Below are 19,701 nucleotides of genomic sequence, written 5' to 3'. Positions count from 1 at the left end.
CCGGCAGGACAGAGGGGGGTAAACACCCGCACCATCACATATTGTTTGATAAGCTAGTCATTTCCCCTCCGTCCTAATTGCATAAAAGAGACATTCTGCAATACAAAAGGGACATGAGCGAAAACTCCACCACCCAAACCTATGGCTTCATCCTCACGCCCAACTTTGCGCTGATGTCCTTCTCATCAGCCACCGAGCCATTGCGTGCCGCCAATCTGCTGGCACAAACGCCGCTCTATGATGTTCGCCCGCTCTCCATGCGTGGGCAGTCTGTGCGCTGTTCGGCGGGCTTTGATATTCCCTGCGTTGATCTGTCATTGGAAGGCGGCAACTGCCACACGCTGTTTGTTGTGGCCGGTGGCAACCCAATAGACTGGATAGATACCAGCGAGTTGCACGCAACTTTGCGCAAACTCTCCCGCCAAGGGGTGCGCATTGGCGGTATTTCCAGCGGAGCCTATGTGCTGGCGCAAGCGGGTCTTTTACAGGAGCGGGATTTTACCATTCACTGGGAACATGCCCCTGCCCTTCGCGAAGCCTTCCCTGATCTTGCCCCACGTCAAGCCCGCTATGTGCTGGATGGGGATCGGTTGACCTGCGGCGGTGGTGTTGCCCCGCTGGATATGATGCATGCCCTGATTGGCGAGCGGATGGGGCCGGAATTTGCCCGCCGGGTCAGCGATTGGTATTTGCACACCGCCGTTACCGATGCGAGCGCGCCTCAGCGTGGTTCATCGGTGGAGCGCTTTGGCACCCATCATCCGGCACTGGTGACGGCTTTGGAAAAAATGGAAGCCACATTGGAAAACCCGCTGGATCGGCAAGCGATTGCGGGGCTGGTGGGTATTACGCCCCGGCATTTGGATCGGCTGTTTGCCAGCCACATGGGGGCGAGCTTTCACGATACCTATCGCAGCATGCGGCTTTCTCATGCGCGGAAACTTTTGGAGCAAAGTCCGCTGTCGCTGTCGGAAATTGCCTTTGCCACGGGCTTTTCCAGCGCCTCGCATTTTTCACGGGCGTTCAAACAGCAGTTTGGCATTCAGCCAAAATCGGTTAGATCGTAGGTTCACAAATATTTAGTGTAGACGCGATTCAGGGGCAGGCATGGCCAAGAGTGAGACGAAGGCAGCAAAGGCGGCCAAGGCAATATTGGCGCAAGACCCCCATGCTGTGCGCGAACCACGGGCCAATAATCTGGAAATGGCCATTGGCCATGAGGTGCGCACGTTTCGCAAAAAACTCGGCATCACGGTAGCCGATCTGGCAACGGCCACGGGCATGTCTGTCGGCATGTTGTCCAAGATTGAAAACGGCAATATTTCTGCATCGCTCGGGACGTTGCAATCGCTCTCCAAGGCGCTGGGCGTGCCGATGACTGCCTTTTTCAAAGGTTATGAAGAGCCGCGTAGTGCAAGCTTCGTCAAGGCAGGTGAAGGCGTGCATCTGGAGCGGCGAGGCACCCGTGCTGGTCATCATTACAGCTTGCTGGGCCACATCGAAAACAACACCTCCGGCGTGGTGGTGGAGCCTTACTTGATCACGCTCAACACCGAATCCGATGTGTTTCCCACCTTTCAGCACGAGGGCATGGAGTTTCTCTATATGCTGGAGGGAGAGGTGGTCTATCGCCATGGCGAAAGCCTCTATCGGATGCAGCCCGGAGACAGCCTGTTTTTTGATGCCGATGCCCCACATGGCCCTGAAGAACTGGTGACACTGCCTGCTCGTTATCTCTCGATCATTTCCTATCCGCATCAAAAATAATTGCCTTACAGGAAATTTTTATTCCTGAGGATTGATTTTGCAAAACACACCTGTTAGCCATTGTCCAACGACAAATGGAGAGGCTGACCATGTGCGGCATTGTTGGATTGTTCCTGAAAGACAAGAGCCTTGAACCTCAGCTGGGAGCCATGCTCTCGGATATGCTGATCACCATGACCGATCGCGGCCCGGATTCTGCGGGCATTGCGATTTATGGCGCGGGTAGCAAGGGTAAGGCGAAAATCACCGTGCAATCACCGGAACCTTTAGTGGATTTTGCTGGTTTCGATGCTGATCTCACCAAGGCTGGCATCCCAGCGCAGGTGACGGTGAAAAGCACCCATGCGGTGATTGATATTGATGCGGCAAAGCTTGCCGACATTCGCGGTGTTTTGAGCGAAATTCGCCCGAACGTGCGCATTATGGGGTCTGGCGAAAGCGTTGAGATTTTCAAGGAAATCGGCCTGCCGAAGGATGTTGTGGCCCGCTTTGATGTGCGCTTGATGGGCGGCAGCCATGGCATTGGCCATACCCGCATGGCAACGGAAAGTGCCGTGACCACACTCGGCGCACATCCGTTTTCCACAGGGGCCGATCAGTGCCTTGTGCACAATGGCTCGCTCTCCAACCACAATAATTTACGCCGCGAATTGATCCGCGAAGGCATCAAATTTGAAACCCAGAATGACTCTGAAGTTGCCGCCGCTTACCTCACCAATGAGATGGCCAAGGGCAAGGATCTGGGACAGGCGCTGATGGGGGCTCTTGATGATCTCGATGGCTTTTTCACCTTCGTGGTTGGCACCAAATCCGGCTTTGGCGTGGTGCGTGACCCGATTGCCTGCAAGCCTGCGGTGATGGCCGAGACGGATCAATATGTGGCCTTTGGCTCTGAGTATCGGGCGCTGGTCAATCTGCCGGGCATCGATACGGCACGCATCTGGGAGCCGGAGCCTGCCACCGTTTACTTCTGGGACCACGAAAAAGCAGCCTGAGGGATTTATAATGCCAGTTTTTGATCTTTCCCAAACCCCGCTGCGCGAGATGAACAGTGCTTTGCATGCTGTGACATCCGTGGCCAATGACACCAATTTTGAAATCATCAATCCACGCGGTCATCATGCCGTAGCGGTTGGCATTGATAGCCCCGTCACCGTCGAGGTGAAGGGCTCGGTTGGCTATTATTGCGCGGGCATGAATGATGGCGGCACTGTCACTGTGCATGGCTCTGCCGGTCCCGGCGTTGCCGAAAACATGATGTCCGGCACCGTGATTATTGAAGGCGACGCCAGCCAATATGCCGGGGCCACGGGCCAAGGTGGCCTGCTGGTGATCAAGGGCAATGCGGCCTCGCGTTGCGGCATTTCCATGAAGGGTATTGATATTGTCGTGCAGGGCAATATCGGTCACATGTCGGCCTTTATGGGTCAATCTGGCCATCTGGTGGTGCTGGGCGATGCGGGGGAAGCCTTGGGGGATTCGCTCTACGAGGCCAAGCTGTTTGTGCGCGGCACGGTGAAAAGCCTTGGTGCTGATTGTGTTGAGAAACAGATGAAGCCCAAGCATCTGGAAAAGCTGGCGGAGCTTCTGGCGAAAGCCGGAATAGCTGACGTGAAGCCCGAAGAGTTCAAGCGCTACGGCTCTGCCCGCAAGCTTTACAATTTCAACATTGATAACGCAGACGCCTATTAAGCGGGGAGATCGCTATGAGCTACCATAATCCCAATACTCCGCCGCGCAAATCCGCGACCTTTGATGATTACACGCTGGCGGAAATTCGCCGTGCGGCTGCCACGGGCATTTATGACATTCGCGGCGCAGGCACCAAGCGCAAAGTGCCGCATTTTGATGATCTGCTGTTTCTGGGTGCCTCGATTTCGCGCTATCCGCTGGAAGGCTACCGCGAAAAATGCGACACGTCCGTGGTGCTTGGTACGCGCTTTGCCAAAAAGCCGATTCATCTGAAAACGCCCATTACCATCGCAGGCATGAGCTTCGGCGCGCTGTCCGGCAATGCCAAGGAAGCCTTGGGCCGTGGCGCGACCATTGCTGGAACCTCCACCACCACGGGTGATGGCGGCATGACCGATGAAGAGCGCGGCCACAGCCAAACACTGGTCTATCAATATCTGCCATCACGCTATGGCATGAACCCGAAGGATTTGCGCCGCGCCGATGCCATTGAAGTGGTGGTTGGCCAAGGCGCCAAGCCCGGCGGCGGCGGCATGTTGCTGGGCCAGAAGATTTCGGACCGCGTGGCCAATATGCGCAACCTGCCCAAGGGTATTGATCAGCGCTCGGCCTGCCGTCACCCCGATTGGACGGGGCCGGATGATTTGGAAATAAAAATTCTGGAATTGCGCGAAATCACCAATTGGGAAAAGCCAATCTATATCAAGGTTGGTGGTGCACGGCCCTATTATGACACCGCGCTGGCGGTGAAAGCCGGAGCCGATGTGGTGGTGTTGGACGGCATGCAGGGCGGCACGGCAGCCACGCAGGATGTGTTTATTGAAAATGTCGGCATGCCGACACTGGCCTGCATTCGCCCTGCTGTTCAGGCGTTGCAAGACCTTGGCATGCATCGCAAGGTGCAGCTGATCATCTCTGGCGGCATTCGCTCTGGTGCGGATGTGGCGAAGGCCTTGGCGCTGGGCGCGGATGCGGTGGCGATTGGCACGGCAGCACTGGTAGCCATTGGCGATAATGACCCCAAATGGGAAGAGGAATATCAAAAACTCGGCACCACTGCCGGTGCCTATGATGACTGGCATGAGGGCAAAGACCCGGCAGGCATTACCACACAGGACCCGGAGCTGATGAAGCGGCTTGATCCGGTTCTGGCTGGTCGCCGTCTGGCCAATTACCTCAAGGTGATGACGCTGGAAGCCCAGACAATTGCCCGCGCCTGCGGCCATAACCGTCTGCACAATCTGGAGCCGGAAGATCTGGTGGCGCTGACGATGGAAGCTGCCGCCATGGCGCAAGTGCCGCTGGCTGGCACCAACTGGTATCCCGGCAAAGCCGGTTTCTGAAATACCAAGGCCGTATTCTCCTCCCAGGGATGCGGCCTTTCCTTTCAACATGTGTCTCAATCCATAAAAACAGGGGAACGACGTGACACAGGACCTTGCACAATTCGCGAGCGAACGCGGCATCAAATATTTCATGATCAGCTATACCGACCTGTTTGGCGCACAACGCGCCAAGCTGGTGCCCGCACAAGCCATTGCCGAGATGCAAAAGGACGGCGCAGGCTTCGCAGGCTTTGCCACTTGGCTCGACCTCACCCCCGCCCATCCCGATCTGTTTGCGGTGCCAGACGCCTCTTCCGTGATCCAGCTGCCATGGAAAAAAGACGTGGCATGGGTCGCCGCCGATTGCGTGATGGAAGACAAGCCGGTGGAGCAAGCGCCGCGGGTGATGCTCAAAAAACTGGTAGACGAAGCGGCCTCCATGGGCCTTCGGGTCAAGACCGGGGTAGAGCCTGAATTCTTCCTGATCTCTGCCGACGGCAAGACGATTTCCGATGAATTCGACACCGCTGAAAAGCCTTGCTACGACCAACAGGCCTTGATGCGCCGTTATGATGTGATTGCCGAAATCTGCGATCACATGCTGGAACTGGGCTGGAAGCCCTACCAGAACGACCACGAAGACGCCAACGGCCAGTTTGAAATGAACTGGGAATATGATGACGCGCTGAAAACCGCAGACAAGCATTCCTTCTTCAAATTCATGGTCAAATCGGTGGCTGAAAAGCATGGCTTGCGCGCCACCTTCATGCCAAAGCCCTTCAAGGGCCTCACGGGCAACGGTTGTCATGCCCACATCTCGGTGTGGGATAATGACGGCAAGGTCAATGCCTTTGCCGACAAGGCCATGCCATTTGGCTTGTCTGCCAAGGGCAAAACCTTCCTCGGCGGCATTATGAAACATGCCTCGGCACTGGCAGCCGTCACCAATCCCACGGTCAATTCCTACAAGCGTATCAATGCACCCCGCACCGTCTCCGGTGCCACATGGGCTCCCAACACAGTGACATGGACCGGCAACAACCGCACCCATATGGTGCGCGTGCCGGGTCCCGGCCGGTTTGAACTGCGCCTGCCCGATGGCGCTGTGAACCCCTATCTGCTTCAGGCCATCATCATTGCCGCTGGCCTGTCTGGCCTGAAAACCAATGCCGATCCCGGCCCGCATTACGACATTGATATGTACCGCGAAGGCCATACGGTGACGGATGCCCCGAAACTGCCGCTCAACCTTCTGGATGCTTTGCGCGCCTATGAAGCCGATACCGAGCTGCAACAGGCGTTGGGAGAGGAGTTCTCGAGCGCCTATCTCAAGCTCAAACATGGGGAATGGACGAGCTATTGCTCACAATTCACGCCATGGGAGCACCAGACAACGCTGGATATCTGACCGGATGTGAAGCCGGGGGCGGCGTCGCCCCCAGCCTTCGAATTAAAGCGTTGCTGTTGTCTGGCGGCTGGTAAGTTCCTCTATCCCGGCCTTCGCCTCGATCCCATCGCCTTTCAGCGTCAGATAGACGCCAAGCACAAAGGCGAGGGCGGCGATGAACAGCAGGTAATAGGCATGCGCCATCGGGTTGATTGGCAGCAGGCTGGCGACCGCAATCGGCGTCAATCCGCCGAAAATCGCGTAGGAGACATTGTAGGAAAATGACAGACCGGTGAAGCGCACAGGTGCGGGAAAGGCGCGCACCATCACGTAAGGCACGGCCCCGACAATGCCCACGGAAAGGCCCATCACGGCATAGAGTCCAAACAGGACCGGAACCGAAACGCTTGCATAAGTGTAGAAAGCAAAGGTTGCTGCGGCCAAAAATACGCTCCCAACCATTAAAAACCGCCCGGAGCCGACCTTATCGACAATCGCGCCTGATGCAGCGGTGCTGAAAATCAGGAACAATGTGCCGAAGCTGGTGGCGGACAGCGCGATCTGGGCGCTGTAGCCATAGAGTTTTTGCAGGAGCGTGGCAGTCATCAGCGTGGTGACGACGAGGCAGGCGGCAAGCACCCACGTCAAAGCCATGGAAATGATGACAGCAGCGGGATAATCGCGCAGCACGGTTTTCAGCGGCAGTTCCATCACTGTCGTTCGCGCCTGACGCATCTCAGCAAAAACAGGGGTTTCCTGAAGCCAGCGGCGCAGGTAGACGGCGACAAGGCCGAAGAAACCACCGAGGAAGAACGGGATGCGCCAGGCATAGGCGGCAACATCTTCCGGCGTGAACATCGAATTGATGACGGTTGCGATCAACGAACCCAGCAGAATGCCGAGTGTCAGGCCAGAGCAGAGAAAACCGCAGGCAAAGCCGACCCGGCGAAATGGCACATGTTCCGAGACGAAGGTCCAGGCACCCGGCACTTCTCCGCCGATGGCAACGCCCTGCAACAGCCGCATGATAATCAGCAACACGGGTGCGGCTATGCCAATGGAGGCATAGGTCGGCATCGCAGCCATGCCAAGGGTAGACAGCGCCATCAACAGGATGGAAAAGGCAAAGACTTTCTTGCGGCCAAACACATCACCGAAATGGGCCAGGATTAACCCGCCCAGGGGCCGCACCAGATAGCCTGCAGCAAAAATTCCGAAGGTCTGGATCGTCACCAGCCAGTCCGGCATGTTGGCCGGGAAAAACAGCTTGCCGATTACACCCGCGAAAAACACGAAGATGATGAAATCGTAGAATTCCAAGGCCCCGCCCAGGGCTGAAAGCCCAAGCGTGCGAAAATCGGCCCGGTTAAGCTGACGGGGAGGCGATGCCGGAGTGCTGATGGGGGACATGATCCTGCCTTGCGAAAAAACTATTCGGTTTGGTCGCTGATTATGCGTCGGATTTCAAGGTGTAGAACAGGATTTACCCGATACGGTTGAGAGAATTGGTTAAGCAAGGTCCCGCAGCGAACGGATTTCCCATCAGGATCGAGGCGTCCACCTCCGAAATCAGCCGCTTGCCGCACAGTGCCATGCTGATATCAAGCTCCCTGGCGATGATCTCCAAGGCTCGCTGCACGCCAGCCCGCCCGTCCGCGCCAAGCCCGTAGAGAAAAGGCCGACCGATATACGTCCCCTTAGCGCCCAAGGCCAAGGCCTTCAACACGTCCTGACCCGAGCGGATACCGCCATCGATATGCACTTCGATCCGGTCTCCCACCGCCTCGACAATCGAGGCTAGCATGGAGATTGACGACGGCGCGCCATCCAGTTGCCGGCCACCGTGGTTGGAGACGATAATCGCATCCGCCCCGCTATCGGCTGCGGCGCGGGCGTCTTCCACATCGAGAATGCCCTTGAGGATCAATTTACCACCCCAACGCTCCTTGATCCAGGCGACGTCGCTCCACGACAGTTTCGGATCGAACTGTTCCGCCGTCCAGGCCGAGAGCGAAGACAGGCTGGAAACGTTTTTGGCATGGCCGACGATATTGCCGAAATGACGCCGCCGCGTATTGGCCATACCGATGCACCACTGCGGCCTGGTTGCCATCTGCCAGAGATGTTTCGGGGTGAATTTTGGGGGAGCCGACAGGCCGTTGCGCAGGTCCTTGTGGCGTTGTCCGAGGATTTGCAGATCGAGCGTCAACACCAGTGCCGAGCAATGGGCGGCCTTGGCACGGTCTATCAGGCTGTTGACGAAATCGCGGTCCTTCATCACGTAGAGCTGGAACCAGAAGGGGCGGCGCGTATGAAGCGCAACATCCTCAATCGAGCAGATGCTCATGGTGGACAGCGTGAAAGGCACCCCGAACGCCTCCGCTGCTTCCGCCGCGAGAATTTCCCCATCGGCATGCTGCATGCCGGTCATTCCGGTCGGCGCAAGCGCCACCGGCATGGTGACAGGCTCACCGATCATCGTGCTTGCCAGCGACCGTTCTGTCATATCGACCAGAACCCGCTGACGCAGCTTGATGCGGGAAAAATCACTCTCGTTGGCGTGGTAAGTGCTCTCGGTCCAGGACCCACTATCGGCATAGTCGAAGAACATTTTCGGGACACGGCGCTTTGCTTGACGTTTCAGGTCATCGATTGTCAATGCAATGGGCATGGCACCTTGTCCTTTCAAATCTGCACATCGTTTTGGACATGGTGTGCGGCCAAATTTCGGCGGTTGCAAGGGAAGAGTCGCCATTCACAAAGAGGACCGCCCAGATTGCTGGACGGCCTTTACACTGTCTCACGCCTAACGGCTTACTTCGTCGCCGTTGCCACGTTGATCTTGTCGATATCGGCGGCCAGGGCGTCATAGGTCTGTTGCAGCGTCAATTCGCCGACGATCAGCTGGCTCATGCGCTGGACGATCTGCTGGTAAAGCGCCGAACCGCCCTTTTTCTTTTCAAAAATCCGCGCTTCCTGCGGCACGTTCTTTTCGTTGTCGTTGAAGACGGCCATGGACGCCTTGGCGTTATCGTCCGTCAGCTTGTATTGTGGCTTGTCGATCTCCGCGCCCGTCAGGATCACGTAGTTTTCGGCAATCTCGCGCTGGACTTTCTCGGAGCCGAGAAATTCGATGAATTGGGCGACGGCTTCCGGGTATTTGGTGCGTTTGAAGCCGGCGATGGCGGTGGCACCCGGCATGGCATAGCAGCCAGCGGTGCCGCAGGGCGCGTTGATTGCCGTCCATTCGAAGGCGTCGCCGATCTTCTTCTGGAACGGATTGACCATCCAGTTGCCGGCCAGATAGGTCACCACATTGCCATTGACGAATTCGTCGCCCATGTTCTTGTATTGCGAACCGCCAGCGGCGCCCCACATTTCCTTGGGAAAGCTGCCATCCTTCGTCCAGTTGTAGAGATCGGCAATATAGGTCTTGGCGGCCTCGTCGGGAAAGCTGAACTTGCCGTCCTTCACATAGGACGAGCCATAGGAAAAGGCCGCGCCGGAAAACCGATGGCCGGAACGGTCCATGGTGAAGGGGATCTGCACGCCGGTCTTTTTCGCCACCCGGGCGGAAGCCTCGACGATATCTTTCAGCGTTGCTTTCGGGCCGGGCAGCGGCTCTTCCGCCTGCTCGAACAATGTCTTGTTGACGAAGGGCAGATTCAGGGTCTGCGAGGCGACATAGCCATTGATCGATTTCGGGTCGTTGACGCCGGGCAGGCGCAACTGGTTGAGGCTTTCGCCATGCAGTTTGGCGTAGCCATCCGGGTCCTTCATATAGGGCCGCATGTCGAGATAGAAGGGCGCCAATTGCCAATCGGTGATCTTCGCCAGATCCGGGCCTTCGCCGACGGCCAGCTGCACCGGCAATTGCTTGGCGACGGCATCATAGCCTGAAGATACGAAATTGACCTTCACGTCAGGATGAGCAGCTTCGAACTGTTTGCTCAGCACCGCCATATGCTCGACATAGGACTGATCGTCATCGGTGAACAGAAAGGTGATGGTTTTGGTTTCGGCAAAGGCCGGATGACTGAGCGCAAGCGCCGACAAGACGATGGCGCTGACGCCTGACAGAATTTTTGACATGAGTCCCTCCCGTAAAAATATTTTCATAAATGGCATAACACTCCTCAATGTCATGCTCCTCCTCAACCTTTTTGAGACTTGACAAACCTGTCGTCAAGCTGTTTCGTTGACGAAAATTCGGCGATCTCTGTTTTTTCTATCGAAATTCGACCGAGTAAAAAATATTTTCATGATCGCAGGGAGGCGAGCCATGAACAATCATTACGTGTCAGCAGCAAAAGATCCGGTTTATGAAGTTCGTACAGGCGAGACGATCACGTCCTGGCTGGTCTCGCCGCTCACTGCCAGTGTGTTTGCAGGTGTTGCAGCACCCGCCGAGGACCGCGTCGATTACCGCTTCATCAACGGGTTCGTCGATGTCGGCGATCTGCCGTGCCGCAAGGCGTTCTGGGCGACGATGGTCGGGCGCGATCTGGCACCGGAGTGCGACTGGGAGCCTGATCACCTCAATCTGCCGGGCGCCAATCGGCGGGTGGAATTCACCCATTTCTGGCATGTTCCAACCCATGTGCGCCGCTGGCTGCGCGGCACGTTCCGGGCAGATGCGACGAGAAGCCTGGCGCTGCGGCTGAAGACCTGCGGTGGGGTGCGGATCTGGGTGAATGGCGTGGAGCAGGTTCGCTTCGAACCGTTCCGGCGCAATTTCGAATCCATGTCGGATGTCATCCTGCAACTGACCGAGGGCGATAATGACATTCTGGTTCACACCGAAGACCTGGCGGAACGCGACACGGTCTGGTTTGTCGAGCTGGAAGTGACGGATGCAGAGCCGATTGCCGTGCGTCTGCCAGCGGTTCTGGATGGGGCGACGGTTGCGCGGCTGGAACGGTTGATGCGTAGCGTGCGTCCCGCTCGCGATGTGTTTTGCGGTCAACCGCTGGAATTGCTGTTCGATGAGGCGCCGCAGACCGATGTTCCCCTCGAGATCACCGTCTACAGCCATGGTCATGAGCGTGCCGTGCTGGCAAAGGCGAAGGCGGTGCTGCGCGCCGGGGACAGAAGTCTTGCCGTGCAGGAAACGCTCGGTATTGCCGATGGCTATCATGGGGTGCGGCTGCGCATGGGCGAGGGTGCCAGTGTGGCGAGCCGGGTGATTGATGCTGCTTTCCTCACCCGCTTACAGCCGGAGATTTCGCAGGGCAGTCTGGAGGAGCGCAAACAGCAGGCGCTTGTCTATTCCGCCCGCCATGGTGCGCCGCGCATCGGCCGGGTGCTGGCCATGGCCGCCTGCGGGCAGGTGGATGACGCGGTGCAGGAAAAGCTATTGAGCGATACACTTGCCTCTATCGACCGGCGAGAGGATTGTTCGGATTTCATCCTTGTGCCGCTGCTGTGGCTGCTCGGCGCTTACCCTGATGTTCTGACCCCGGACCAGCGCGAGCGGGTGCGCCAATCGGTGCTGAACTATCGCTATTGGGTGGATGAGCCGGGCAATGACACGATGTGGTTCTGGAGCGAGAATCATGTTCTCTGCTTCCACACCAGCCAGCTCCTGGCCGGTCAGTTGATGCCGGATGCGGTGTTTTCGGCGTCTGGCCGCACGGGTGTAGAGCAGGCGGCGCTGGCCCGTCAGCGGCTGCATCGCTGGTTCGACAGCGTCGAGGCGCATGGGCTGGCCGAATGGAATTCCGCCGCCTATTACCCCATTGATTTCATTGGTCTGCTGGCGCTGGACCATTGGGCGGAACCTGACATCGCCACCCGTGCTCGCCACCAGCTGGACCTGATTTTCCGGATGATCGCCCTGCATACACTGGCGGGCGTGCCAGCGGGATCGCAGGGCCGCGCCTATGACAAGGAATTGCGGGCCGGGCCGCTGACGGAACTCGCGCCTTTCGCCTGGGTGGCGTTTGGAGAGGGCTGGCTGAATGGTGGTGTCGCCTCCCTGCCAATGTTCTGCGCCAGCCATTATCAGCCGCCGGAGGATCTGGCTCCACTGGCGATGCTGAAGCACGGACGCAGCATCGAGGCGCGGTATGCGCAGGGGCTGGAGAGCGGCAAGCTGGTGGTGTTCAAGACTCACGCCTCGCAGCTTTCGACGGTGGTTGATCACAAGACAGGACGCAAAGGCCATCAGCAGCATGTGCTGGATATCAGGCTGGCTGGCCATCCGATGGCGCGGCTCTGGATCAACCATCCCGGCGAAGACGATCCGTGGGGTTCGCAGCGGCCCTCCTATTGGGCGGGAAGCGGCATCCTGCCGAGGGTGGCGCAATATGGCGATACCGCCCTGCTGATTGCCGATACGCAAGGCGGACGCCTGCCGTTCACCCACGCCTATCTGGGCATTGACGGTTTGGACGAGGTGATCATTGAGGAAAACTGGGTGTTTACCCGCTCGGGCCACGGGTTTGCCGCCCTTTACAACAGCCACGGACTGGAGCCGATGGACGCAGGCGCGACGGCAGGCCGTGAATTGCGGGCGCTGGCACCGATTTCGGGCTGGGTGGCCATTGTCGGAGCCGGGGACGCGCCGGCTTTCGAGATTTTCTGCTTGAAAGCACGAGCAACCAGCATCGACTTCGACCCGCTGGCGAGAACTCTTCGGGTTCGTCCGCCGGGCCGTGAGGTGCTGTTTTTGAATTATGACGGCGACTTTCGGCTGGGGACACGTCCGCTGCCCTTCAGCCATGAAAAGCCGCAACCGGTGCTGACCTATGACAGCGCCCAACCGGATCGGGGTGAAATCACCCCTCTTTATCAGTAGATGGATCAGACCATGCATCAGCCAGAGACCGGCCATCCGGCCCTCCAAAAGACAATCGACAAAGTGGCGGTGGCTTTCAGCCGCCTCAAGGGGATCAAGGAAGGCTTGAGCGGGGAAGGCAGCGCAAGCGGCATTCAGTTTGACGAATGGGATTGGGAAGTGGGCGTCGGTCTCTACGGCTTCCTGCGCCGCGCCATTGCCAGTGGGGACAGGAAGGCAATCCATGATCTCGTGGATTGGTATGCCATGCAGATCGGTCGTGGCCTGCCGCCGCGCCAGATCAACAGCACAGCGCCGATGCTGCCGCTCGCCATCCTGATCGGTCATGTCGATCGGCCCGATTTCAACGCGCTGGTGGAGGATTGGGCCGAATGGCTGGTGAAAAGCCTGCCGAAAACCGAGGATGGCGGCTTTCAGCATGTGGTCAAGGAACGCCTGAATGAAGGTGAGCTTTGGGATGATACCCTGTTCATGGCCGGGCTGTTTTTGGCGCAAGCCGGTGTTCATTTTGGCCGCAAGGACTGGATTGATGAGGCCGTCTATCAGTTCATGATCCACGCCCGTTATCTCTCGGACCCGGTCTCCGGTCTCTGGTATCACGGCTGGACCTTTGTCGGTCGTCATAATTTTGCCCGCGCCTTCTGGGCGCGGGGCAATGCCTGGATCACCGTGGCGATCCCGGAACTGTTCTTCCTGGTGTCGGATCTCTCGGAAAAGGACCGCCGCTTTCTGGCCAATGTGCTGAAAAGCCAGTTGCGCTCGCTGAAGGCCTTCCAGCGCGAGGACGGCATGTTCCATACGCTGCTGGATGATCCGACCTCGCCGCTGGAAACTTCGGCTACCGCCGGGATTGCCTATGGCATATTGCGCGGCATCGAGGCGGGCATCCTGCCGGTGGAGGATAAGCTCAATGCCGACCGCGCCCTTGCCGCTGTGCTGCGCCATATCGATGATGAGGGTGTGGTGCTAGGTGTCTCGGATGGCACGCCGATGGGGCATGATCTGGATTTCTACCGGCGGATACCCAACCTGCCGACCCCTTACGGCCAGGCCCTGGCGCTGCTGCTGCTGACCGATGTGGCACTGGCCCAAGCGGCTGCGACCCAGGAGACCACCGCATGACCCAGGCGCTGGACATTGTCATCGATCAGCAGCACGGCGACCGCACGCAAGCCATTCAGGCGGCAATGGACCATGTGTCTGCCTCTGGCGGGGGCAGGGTTTCGCTTGCCGCCGGATCACATCAGGTTGGCGGGCTGACGCTGCGCTCCGGTGTCGAGCTGCATCTGGGGGAGGGAGCCGTATTGCGGCCTGTGCCGGATTATCAGGCCTATGGCGACAATATCGTCTCGGTCATTGCCGAAAAATCCAACCGGGGCATGCTGGTGGCGCGCGGCGCGGACACGATCGCGCTGACCGGGCCGGGCCGCATCGACGCCAGCGGCGATTCGTTCATTGCCGGTGACGATGTCAGCGTCGGCGTGTTCATTCCGGCGGAATTTCGTCCGCGCGTTCTGGTGCTGGAGGGGTGCCGAGGCGTGCGTCTCGACAATGTTCACGTCGAAAACTCGCCGATGTGGACACTGCATTTCGTTAATTGTGAGGATGTCAGCCTTGCCAATGTGGCGATCCGCAACAATTGCCGCCTGCCCAATACCGATGGCATTGTGCTGGACGCCTGCCGTCGGGTGCTGATTGAGGACTGCACGATCTCCACCGCCGATGATGGAATCTGCCTGAAAACCAGCGTCGGGCCGGATGGAAAGGCGATTGGCACCTGCGAGGATGTGCTGGTGCGCCGCTGCGCCGTCTCCAGTCAGAGTTGTGCACTGAAGCTGGGAACCGAGAGCTTCGGGGATTTCTCCCGTGTAGTGTTTGAGGATTGCCGGGTTGAACAATCCAACCGGGGCCTGGGGATTTTTTCCCGCGATGGCGGAAAGGTCTCCGATGTCAGGTTCTCCCGCATCAACCTGGATTGCCGGGAGACGCCGGACGGGTTCTGGGGCTCCGGTGAGGCGCTGACGGTCACGGTGGTGGACCGGGTGCCGGAGCGCCCGGCGGGTGCGGTGCGGGGACTTGTTATTGAGGACATCACCGGGCGGATGGAAGGCACGATCAACCTCGTCTCCATGGCCGGTGCCGGTATTCACGATGTGGCGTTGCATCGGGTGCATCTGGCCCAACAACCCGGGGTACTTGGCACCGCGTTGCGCTATGATATGCGTCCGACCAATGCCGATCTGGCACCATCGCCCGAGGCCCATGGCCGGGCCAATGCCTGGACGCGCGGGGCTGACGGACGCATTGTCGGGCTCATCGACTATCCGGGCGGAATGCCGGGCGTGTTTGCCCGTGGGGTGGAAGGGCTGACTATAGACGATCTCGTTATCGACAGGCCGCAGCCCCTGCCGGAGGGCTGGAACCCGCTGGATTTCGTCCAACAGTAAATTGATGCATCTGGGAGGATGATATGGGAGCGTTGCAACTCAAGGATCTCAACAAGTCCTACGGCGCGGTGAAGGTGCTGCATGACATAGATCTGACCATCGAAGACGGCGAATTCGTCGTCTTCGTCGGGCCGTCGGGCTGCGGAAAATCCACCCTGCTGCGGATCATCGCCGGATTGGAGGATGTGACGACAGGTACGATCAACATCGATGGCCGCGACGTTTCTCAGCTGTCGCCCGCCGAGCGCAAGATCGCCATGGTGTTCCAGTCCTATGCGCTTTATCCGCATATGAGCGTGCGCAAGAACCTGGCCTTCGGGCTGGAAAACCTGAAATTCAAACGCGCCGAGATCGAGGCGCGGATCGCCGAAGCCGCAAGGATGCTGGCGATCGAGCCTTATCTGGACCGCAAGCCGCGCCAGCTCTCCGGCGGTCAGCGCCAGCGTGTGGCGATTGGCCGGGCGATTGTGCGCGAACCCGAAATCTTCCTGTTTGATGAGCCGCTCTCCAATCTGGATGCGGCCCTGCGGGTCCAGACACGGGCGGAAATTACCCGGCTGCACCGCGATATCAAGACGACGATGATCTACGTGACCCATGACCAGGTGGAGGCCATGACCATGGCCGACAAGATCGTGGTGTTGAAAGGTGGCCGGGTCGAGCAGGTGGGAACGCCGCTCGATCTGTTTAACAATCCTTGCAACCTGTTTGTGGCGGGCTTCCTCGGTTCGCCCCGGATGAACATGCTGAAAGGCCGGATCGTCGGTTTTCAGAACGGCGAGGCGCTGATTGATGTCGGCTATCCCAAGCAACTCACCGCCTCTGTCGATGAGACGGCGGCAAGGCCGGGCCGGGAGGTCATGGTTGGCATTCGCCCGGCGCATTTCCAGCGGGTCGAGACGGGTGGCCTGCCGTTCGTCATCGGCTATTGCGAAAGTCTTGGGACTGAGACCTATCTCTATGGCCGGATGGAAGGGCAGGAAGAACAGATCATCCTGCATCAGCCCGGCCATTTCATTGCCTCGGAGGATAGCCGCTTGGCGGTCGCGCCCTTGGCTGGCACGGTGCATGTGTTCGATCCGGTTTCCGGCCTGGCGTTAACCCGACGCCGCCAACAGGTCAGCGGAGGCCTTGCCGCATGAGCCAGTTTACCGAGATCGCTGACCGCGCGCTGAACCGCGTCATGCAGGTGGTGGAAGCGCCATTGAACGGGCTGGAACGGCTGTTTGGTCGCAAGCGCATGCCCTATTTTTTCCTGGCGCCCAATCTGGTGCTGTTCGGCATTTTCACTTTTTTGCCGATTGCCATTTCCATCGGCTATGCCTTTACCGGTGGCACCAATCTGTTCGTTTCCGAGCGCCCCTATGTCGGGCTCGACAATTTTCGCCAATTATTGACCTGCGGCGATTATATGCAGCCGGGAACCTGCACGGAATCACTGTTCTGGACGGCGATCTGGAACACGCTGTGGTTTGTCGGCTTCAACGTTGTGGCGACCTTGCTGGTCTCGCTGATCACGGCGCTGATCCTCAACCGTGCCATGGTGGCGCGTGGGTTTTTCCGGGCGATGTTTTTTTATCCGGTGCTGCTGTCGCCGGTGGTGATCGGGCTGATCTGGAAATGGTTTCTGGACCGCAACGGCTTGCTCAACGCCTTCCTGCAAATGCTCGGCGTGCCGCCAGAAATTTTCCTGCTGGAGGTTGGCTGGTCACGGTTTTTCGTCGTCGTGGTCTCCGTCTGGTTTCACATGGGCTTCTACACGCTGATCCTGCTGGCCGGCTTGCAGGCTATTCCCAAAGACCTCTATGAGGCGGCGGCTATCGATGCGGCCACGCCGCGTCGGGTGTTGTTTCGTATCACCCTGCCGCTGCTGGCACCCAACCTGCTGGTGGTGCTGATCCTGCTGATGATCCGTTCCGTGCAGATCTTCGACGAGGCCTGGGTGCTGACCAATGGCGGCGGGCCGGGGACAGCCAATAGTTTTATCGTGCAATATATCTACCAGATGGCGTTCGGCAGCGATCTTCGGCTGTTTGGTCTTGCCTCGGCGGCGGCAACCCTGATGGGCTGCGTGCTGCTGGTATTGACGCTGCAGCAACTTGGCCTCTCCAAGAAAATGGAGCAGTGATATGAGCCTCAATCCCGTAACTTTCCTGACCCGCACCCGTCGCCAAGGTCGCATTGGCGTAACCGATGTGCTGGCCTGGCTCTGGCTGATCCTCGGCACATTGGCGGTGCTGGTGCCGGTGGTGTGGGCGGGTCTGTCCTCGATGAAACCGGCTGCCGAAATCACCCGTTTTCCACCGACGCTTCTGCCGCGAGACGCGGTGGAAGTGACGGTCAAGGGCTATGATAAGCCGCTCAGCCTCTGGCAGGTCAGCATGGATGGCACGACCCGGCAGATGGCCATGGTCCGGCGCATCGGCCTGAAGGCGCAGATGGTCGATCCCGAAAACCCGCAGACCCCGGTCAGCGTCGATACCCGCACGATCACACCGGTCCAAAGCCTGACGATTGCCACGGAAAACTACACGGACCCGTTGACCCGGTTTGCCTTCCTGACCTTCCTCAAGAACTCGGTCTTCGTCACCGTGGTGGCGACGGCTCTCACCTTGATCGTTAATGCCTTGGCGGCCTTTGCCCTGTCGAAATACCGGTTTCGGGGCGACAAGGCGGTGTTCGTGCTGATTATCTCAACCTTGATGATCCCGCTCACCGTGGTGATGGTGCCCGCCTATCTGGTCATTGTCGGGGTCGGGCTGGTGGATAACCTCTGGGGCGTCATCATCCCGACCATTGCTTCGCCGACCGGGGTGTTTCTGCTGCGGCAATATATGCTGACCATTCCCGACGAGTTGATCGAAGCGGCACGGGTGGATGCGGCCAGCGAATTCAGGATCTTCTGGCGGATCGTCCTGCCGTTGACAGCGCCTGCGCTGGCGGTGCTTGCGATTTTCTCGGTACTGTGGCGCTGGAATGACTTTCTTTGGCCGCTAATCGTCCTCAGCAGCCGCGAGAATTTCACCCTACAGATCGGGCTCAATGCCTTTCAGGGCGAGTTTTCGGTGCAATGGAATTACATCCTCGCCATGACCTTCCTCAGCCTGATGCCGGTGACGCTGGTCTTCCTGTTCCTGCAAAAATACATCACGACAGGCATTGCCGGGACGGGGATGAAATAAGTCCCTGAACGTTATTAACAGCGAGGCGGTGCGATGCTGCCGCGCAGCACCAGACGGCATCCCAGTTCCAGCCGATGGGCAGGCCGCAGCGGGTCGATGGACACCAGCCGCTGCTCGATCAGGCTGAGAGCCGCAGCCCCAAGCCTTGCGCTGGGGAGCTGGATGGTCGAGAGTGGTGGAGTGCTGAATTCGCCGGGCAGGATATCGTCGCAGCCCAGCACGGATATGTCTTCGGGAACCTTGATGCCTACCTTTGTCAAGGTTTTCAGACAGCCAAGCGCCAGATTATCGGCGGCGCAAAAAATCGCGGTGGCCTGCTTCAACGATGGGTCACGGGTCAGCAATTCGCGCAAAACCCTTTCGCCCTCGGCTGGCTCATAGCTCTCAGCCTCGACCACCATATCGATTGGGGCTGGCAATCCTGCTGCCAGAAAGGCGTCAACATAGCCATCATAGCGGCGGCGGATGGTGGTGCGGCCCGGCCATGTCACATGCAGAATGCGACGGTGGCCAAGCGCCAGAAGATGCTCGATGGCCTGGCGTGCGCCGAACCGGTTGCCGGCGGTGACCGTATCGATCCGCATCGACGGATCTTCGCCATTGATGATCACAGATGGCACCGCCAATTGCGCCAGCGCGCGGATAAAGTCTGCCCTGTCGTCATTGATGATAACGATGCCATCAACTTTTTCAGCAACAGCAATCCGCTTTACCTCATTGGCGTCGATCCGGTTGCCCGGCGTGACGCAAGGGACGATGCGGATCGCCCGGCGCTCGCACTCCTCGCGCAGCCCATTCATCACCGTCCAACTGACCAGATTGAGATCGCTTTGCGGAGCAGCGTCGCCAGCAACCGCCAAAAGAATGCAGCGCAGCGTGGCAATGGTCGCCTTGTTGCGCCGTTTTTCCAGATAGCCCAGCCGTTGGGCAGAGGCGATCACCCGGTCGCGCACCTCTGCGGTTAGCGGTGCTGTGCCGTTCAGCGCATGTGAGGCGGTGCTGATCGAGACGCCTGCGTCCAGCGCCACGTTTTTCAGGCTGATCTTTGCTGTCACGCTTTATCCTCAAAGATGCGTGGATATGAACGCAGCATAGTCCAGCA

Annotated in this window: 16 protein-coding genes; 12 read left to right on the top strand and 4 right to left on the bottom strand. The window is 58.6% G+C overall.

What is annotated here, in order from left to right; translation table 11 throughout:
* Nucleotides 1-113 precede the first annotated feature (113 nt).
* From IEI95_RS03895 to glnT, 6 genes are all read left to right on the top strand, one after another.
* The gene (locus IEI95_RS03895; protein WP_156532274.1) at nt 114-1,067 is read left to right on the top strand and encodes a GlxA family transcriptional regulator; all 954 of its coding nucleotides are present in this window, start codon (nt 114-116) and stop codon (nt 1,065-1,067) included.
* 40 nt (nt 1,068-1,107) lie between these two features.
* Nucleotides 1,108-1,767 carry a helix-turn-helix domain-containing protein gene (locus tag IEI95_RS03890; protein WP_060717524.1) on the top strand — a complete coding sequence of 220 codons (660 nt, stop codon included), beginning with the start codon at nt 1,108-1,110 and terminating at the stop codon, nt 1,765-1,767.
* A gap of 89 nt (nt 1,768-1,856) precedes the next feature.
* Complete coding sequence (locus IEI95_RS03885) at nt 1,857-2,762, top strand: class II glutamine amidotransferase (protein ID WP_156532275.1); 906 nt, start codon at nt 1,857-1,859, stop codon at nt 2,760-2,762.
* Nucleotides 2,763-2,772: 10 nt separating this feature from the next.
* Nucleotides 2,773-3,459 (top strand): GltB/FmdC/FwdC-like GXGXG domain-containing protein, encoded by a 687-nt coding sequence (locus IEI95_RS03880; RefSeq protein WP_156532276.1) that lies wholly within the window; start codon nt 2,773-2,775, stop codon nt 3,457-3,459.
* Between the two features lie 14 nt (nt 3,460-3,473).
* A complete protein-coding gene (locus IEI95_RS03875) occupies nt 3,474-4,802 on the top strand; it encodes an FMN-binding glutamate synthase family protein (protein WP_012654067.1) in 1,329 nt (442 codons plus the stop codon).
* An 82-nt stretch (nt 4,803-4,884) separates the two neighbouring features.
* A complete protein-coding gene (glnT, locus tag IEI95_RS03870) occupies nt 4,885-6,192 on the top strand; it encodes a type III glutamate--ammonia ligase (RefSeq protein WP_194415952.1) in 1,308 nt (435 codons plus the stop codon).
* Between the two features lie 42 nt (nt 6,193-6,234).
* Here the strand turns inward: glnT and IEI95_RS03865 are convergent, their stop codons facing one another.
* From IEI95_RS03865 to IEI95_RS03855, 3 genes are all read right to left on the bottom strand, one after another.
* On the bottom strand, nt 6,235-7,581 hold the full coding sequence (locus IEI95_RS03865) for an MFS transporter (RefSeq protein ID WP_156532277.1): 1,347 nt from the start codon (nt 7,579-7,581) through the stop codon (nt 6,235-6,237).
* Between the two features lie 73 nt (nt 7,582-7,654).
* The gene (locus tag IEI95_RS03860; RefSeq protein WP_156532278.1) at nt 7,655-8,842 is read right to left on the bottom strand and encodes an alpha-hydroxy acid oxidase; all 1,188 of its coding nucleotides are present in this window, start codon (nt 8,840-8,842) and stop codon (nt 7,655-7,657) included.
* Nucleotides 8,843-8,985: 143 nt separating this feature from the next.
* The gene (locus tag IEI95_RS03855; RefSeq protein WP_156537221.1) at nt 8,986-10,263 is read right to left on the bottom strand and encodes an ABC transporter substrate-binding protein; all 1,278 of its coding nucleotides are present in this window, start codon (nt 10,261-10,263) and stop codon (nt 8,986-8,988) included.
* A 190-nt stretch (nt 10,264-10,453) separates the two neighbouring features.
* On the opposite strand from IEI95_RS03855, the gene IEI95_RS03850 reads away from it, so the two are divergent.
* The 6 genes from IEI95_RS03850 to IEI95_RS03825 are packed head-to-tail and all read left to right on the top strand — an operon-like array spanning nt 10,454 to nt 18,599.
* Complete coding sequence (locus IEI95_RS03850; protein WP_156532280.1) at nt 10,454-12,970, top strand: hypothetical protein; 2,517 nt, start codon at nt 10,454-10,456, stop codon at nt 12,968-12,970.
* 12 nt (nt 12,971-12,982) lie between these two features.
* Nucleotides 12,983-14,092 carry a beta-galactosidase BglB gene (gene bglB / locus IEI95_RS03845; protein WP_156532281.1) on the top strand — a complete coding sequence of 370 codons (1,110 nt, stop codon included), beginning with the start codon at nt 12,983-12,985 and terminating at the stop codon, nt 14,090-14,092.
* Nucleotides 14,089-15,417 (top strand): polygalacturonase PglB, encoded by a 1,329-nt coding sequence (gene pglB / locus IEI95_RS03840; RefSeq protein WP_156532282.1) that lies wholly within the window; start codon nt 14,089-14,091, stop codon nt 15,415-15,417. Before bglB ends, pglB begins: the two co-directional genes overlap by 4 nt.
* A 23-nt stretch (nt 15,418-15,440) precedes the next feature.
* The gene (locus tag IEI95_RS03835; RefSeq protein WP_156532283.1) at nt 15,441-16,559 is read left to right on the top strand and encodes a sn-glycerol-3-phosphate ABC transporter ATP-binding protein UgpC; all 1,119 of its coding nucleotides are present in this window, start codon (nt 15,441-15,443) and stop codon (nt 16,557-16,559) included.
* The gene (locus tag IEI95_RS03830; protein ID WP_194415950.1) at nt 16,556-17,545 is read left to right on the top strand and encodes a carbohydrate ABC transporter permease; all 990 of its coding nucleotides are present in this window, start codon (nt 16,556-16,558) and stop codon (nt 17,543-17,545) included. The genes IEI95_RS03835 and IEI95_RS03830 overlap by 4 nt, the downstream gene beginning before the upstream one ends.
* A 1-nt stretch (nt 17,546) precedes the next feature.
* Entirely contained in the window at nt 17,547-18,599 is a 1,053-nt protein-coding gene (locus IEI95_RS03825; protein ID WP_156532285.1) for a carbohydrate ABC transporter permease, read from the top strand.
* 14 nt (nt 18,600-18,613) lie between these two features.
* Here IEI95_RS03825 and IEI95_RS03820 read toward each other — a convergent pair whose 3' ends face one another.
* Nucleotides 18,614-19,654, bottom strand: coding sequence for a LacI family DNA-binding transcriptional regulator (locus IEI95_RS03820; RefSeq protein WP_194415948.1), 1,041 nt, complete (start codon nt 19,652-19,654; stop codon nt 18,614-18,616).
* Nucleotides 19,655-19,701 lie beyond the last annotated feature (47 nt).

This window comes from Agrobacterium vitis (genome assembly GCF_014926405.1).
Lineage (GTDB): Bacteria > Pseudomonadota > Alphaproteobacteria > Rhizobiales > Rhizobiaceae > Allorhizobium > Allorhizobium vitis_H.
The sequence above is the reverse complement of the archived record's forward strand: the minus strand, read 5'-3'. Positions and strand labels throughout refer to the sequence as shown.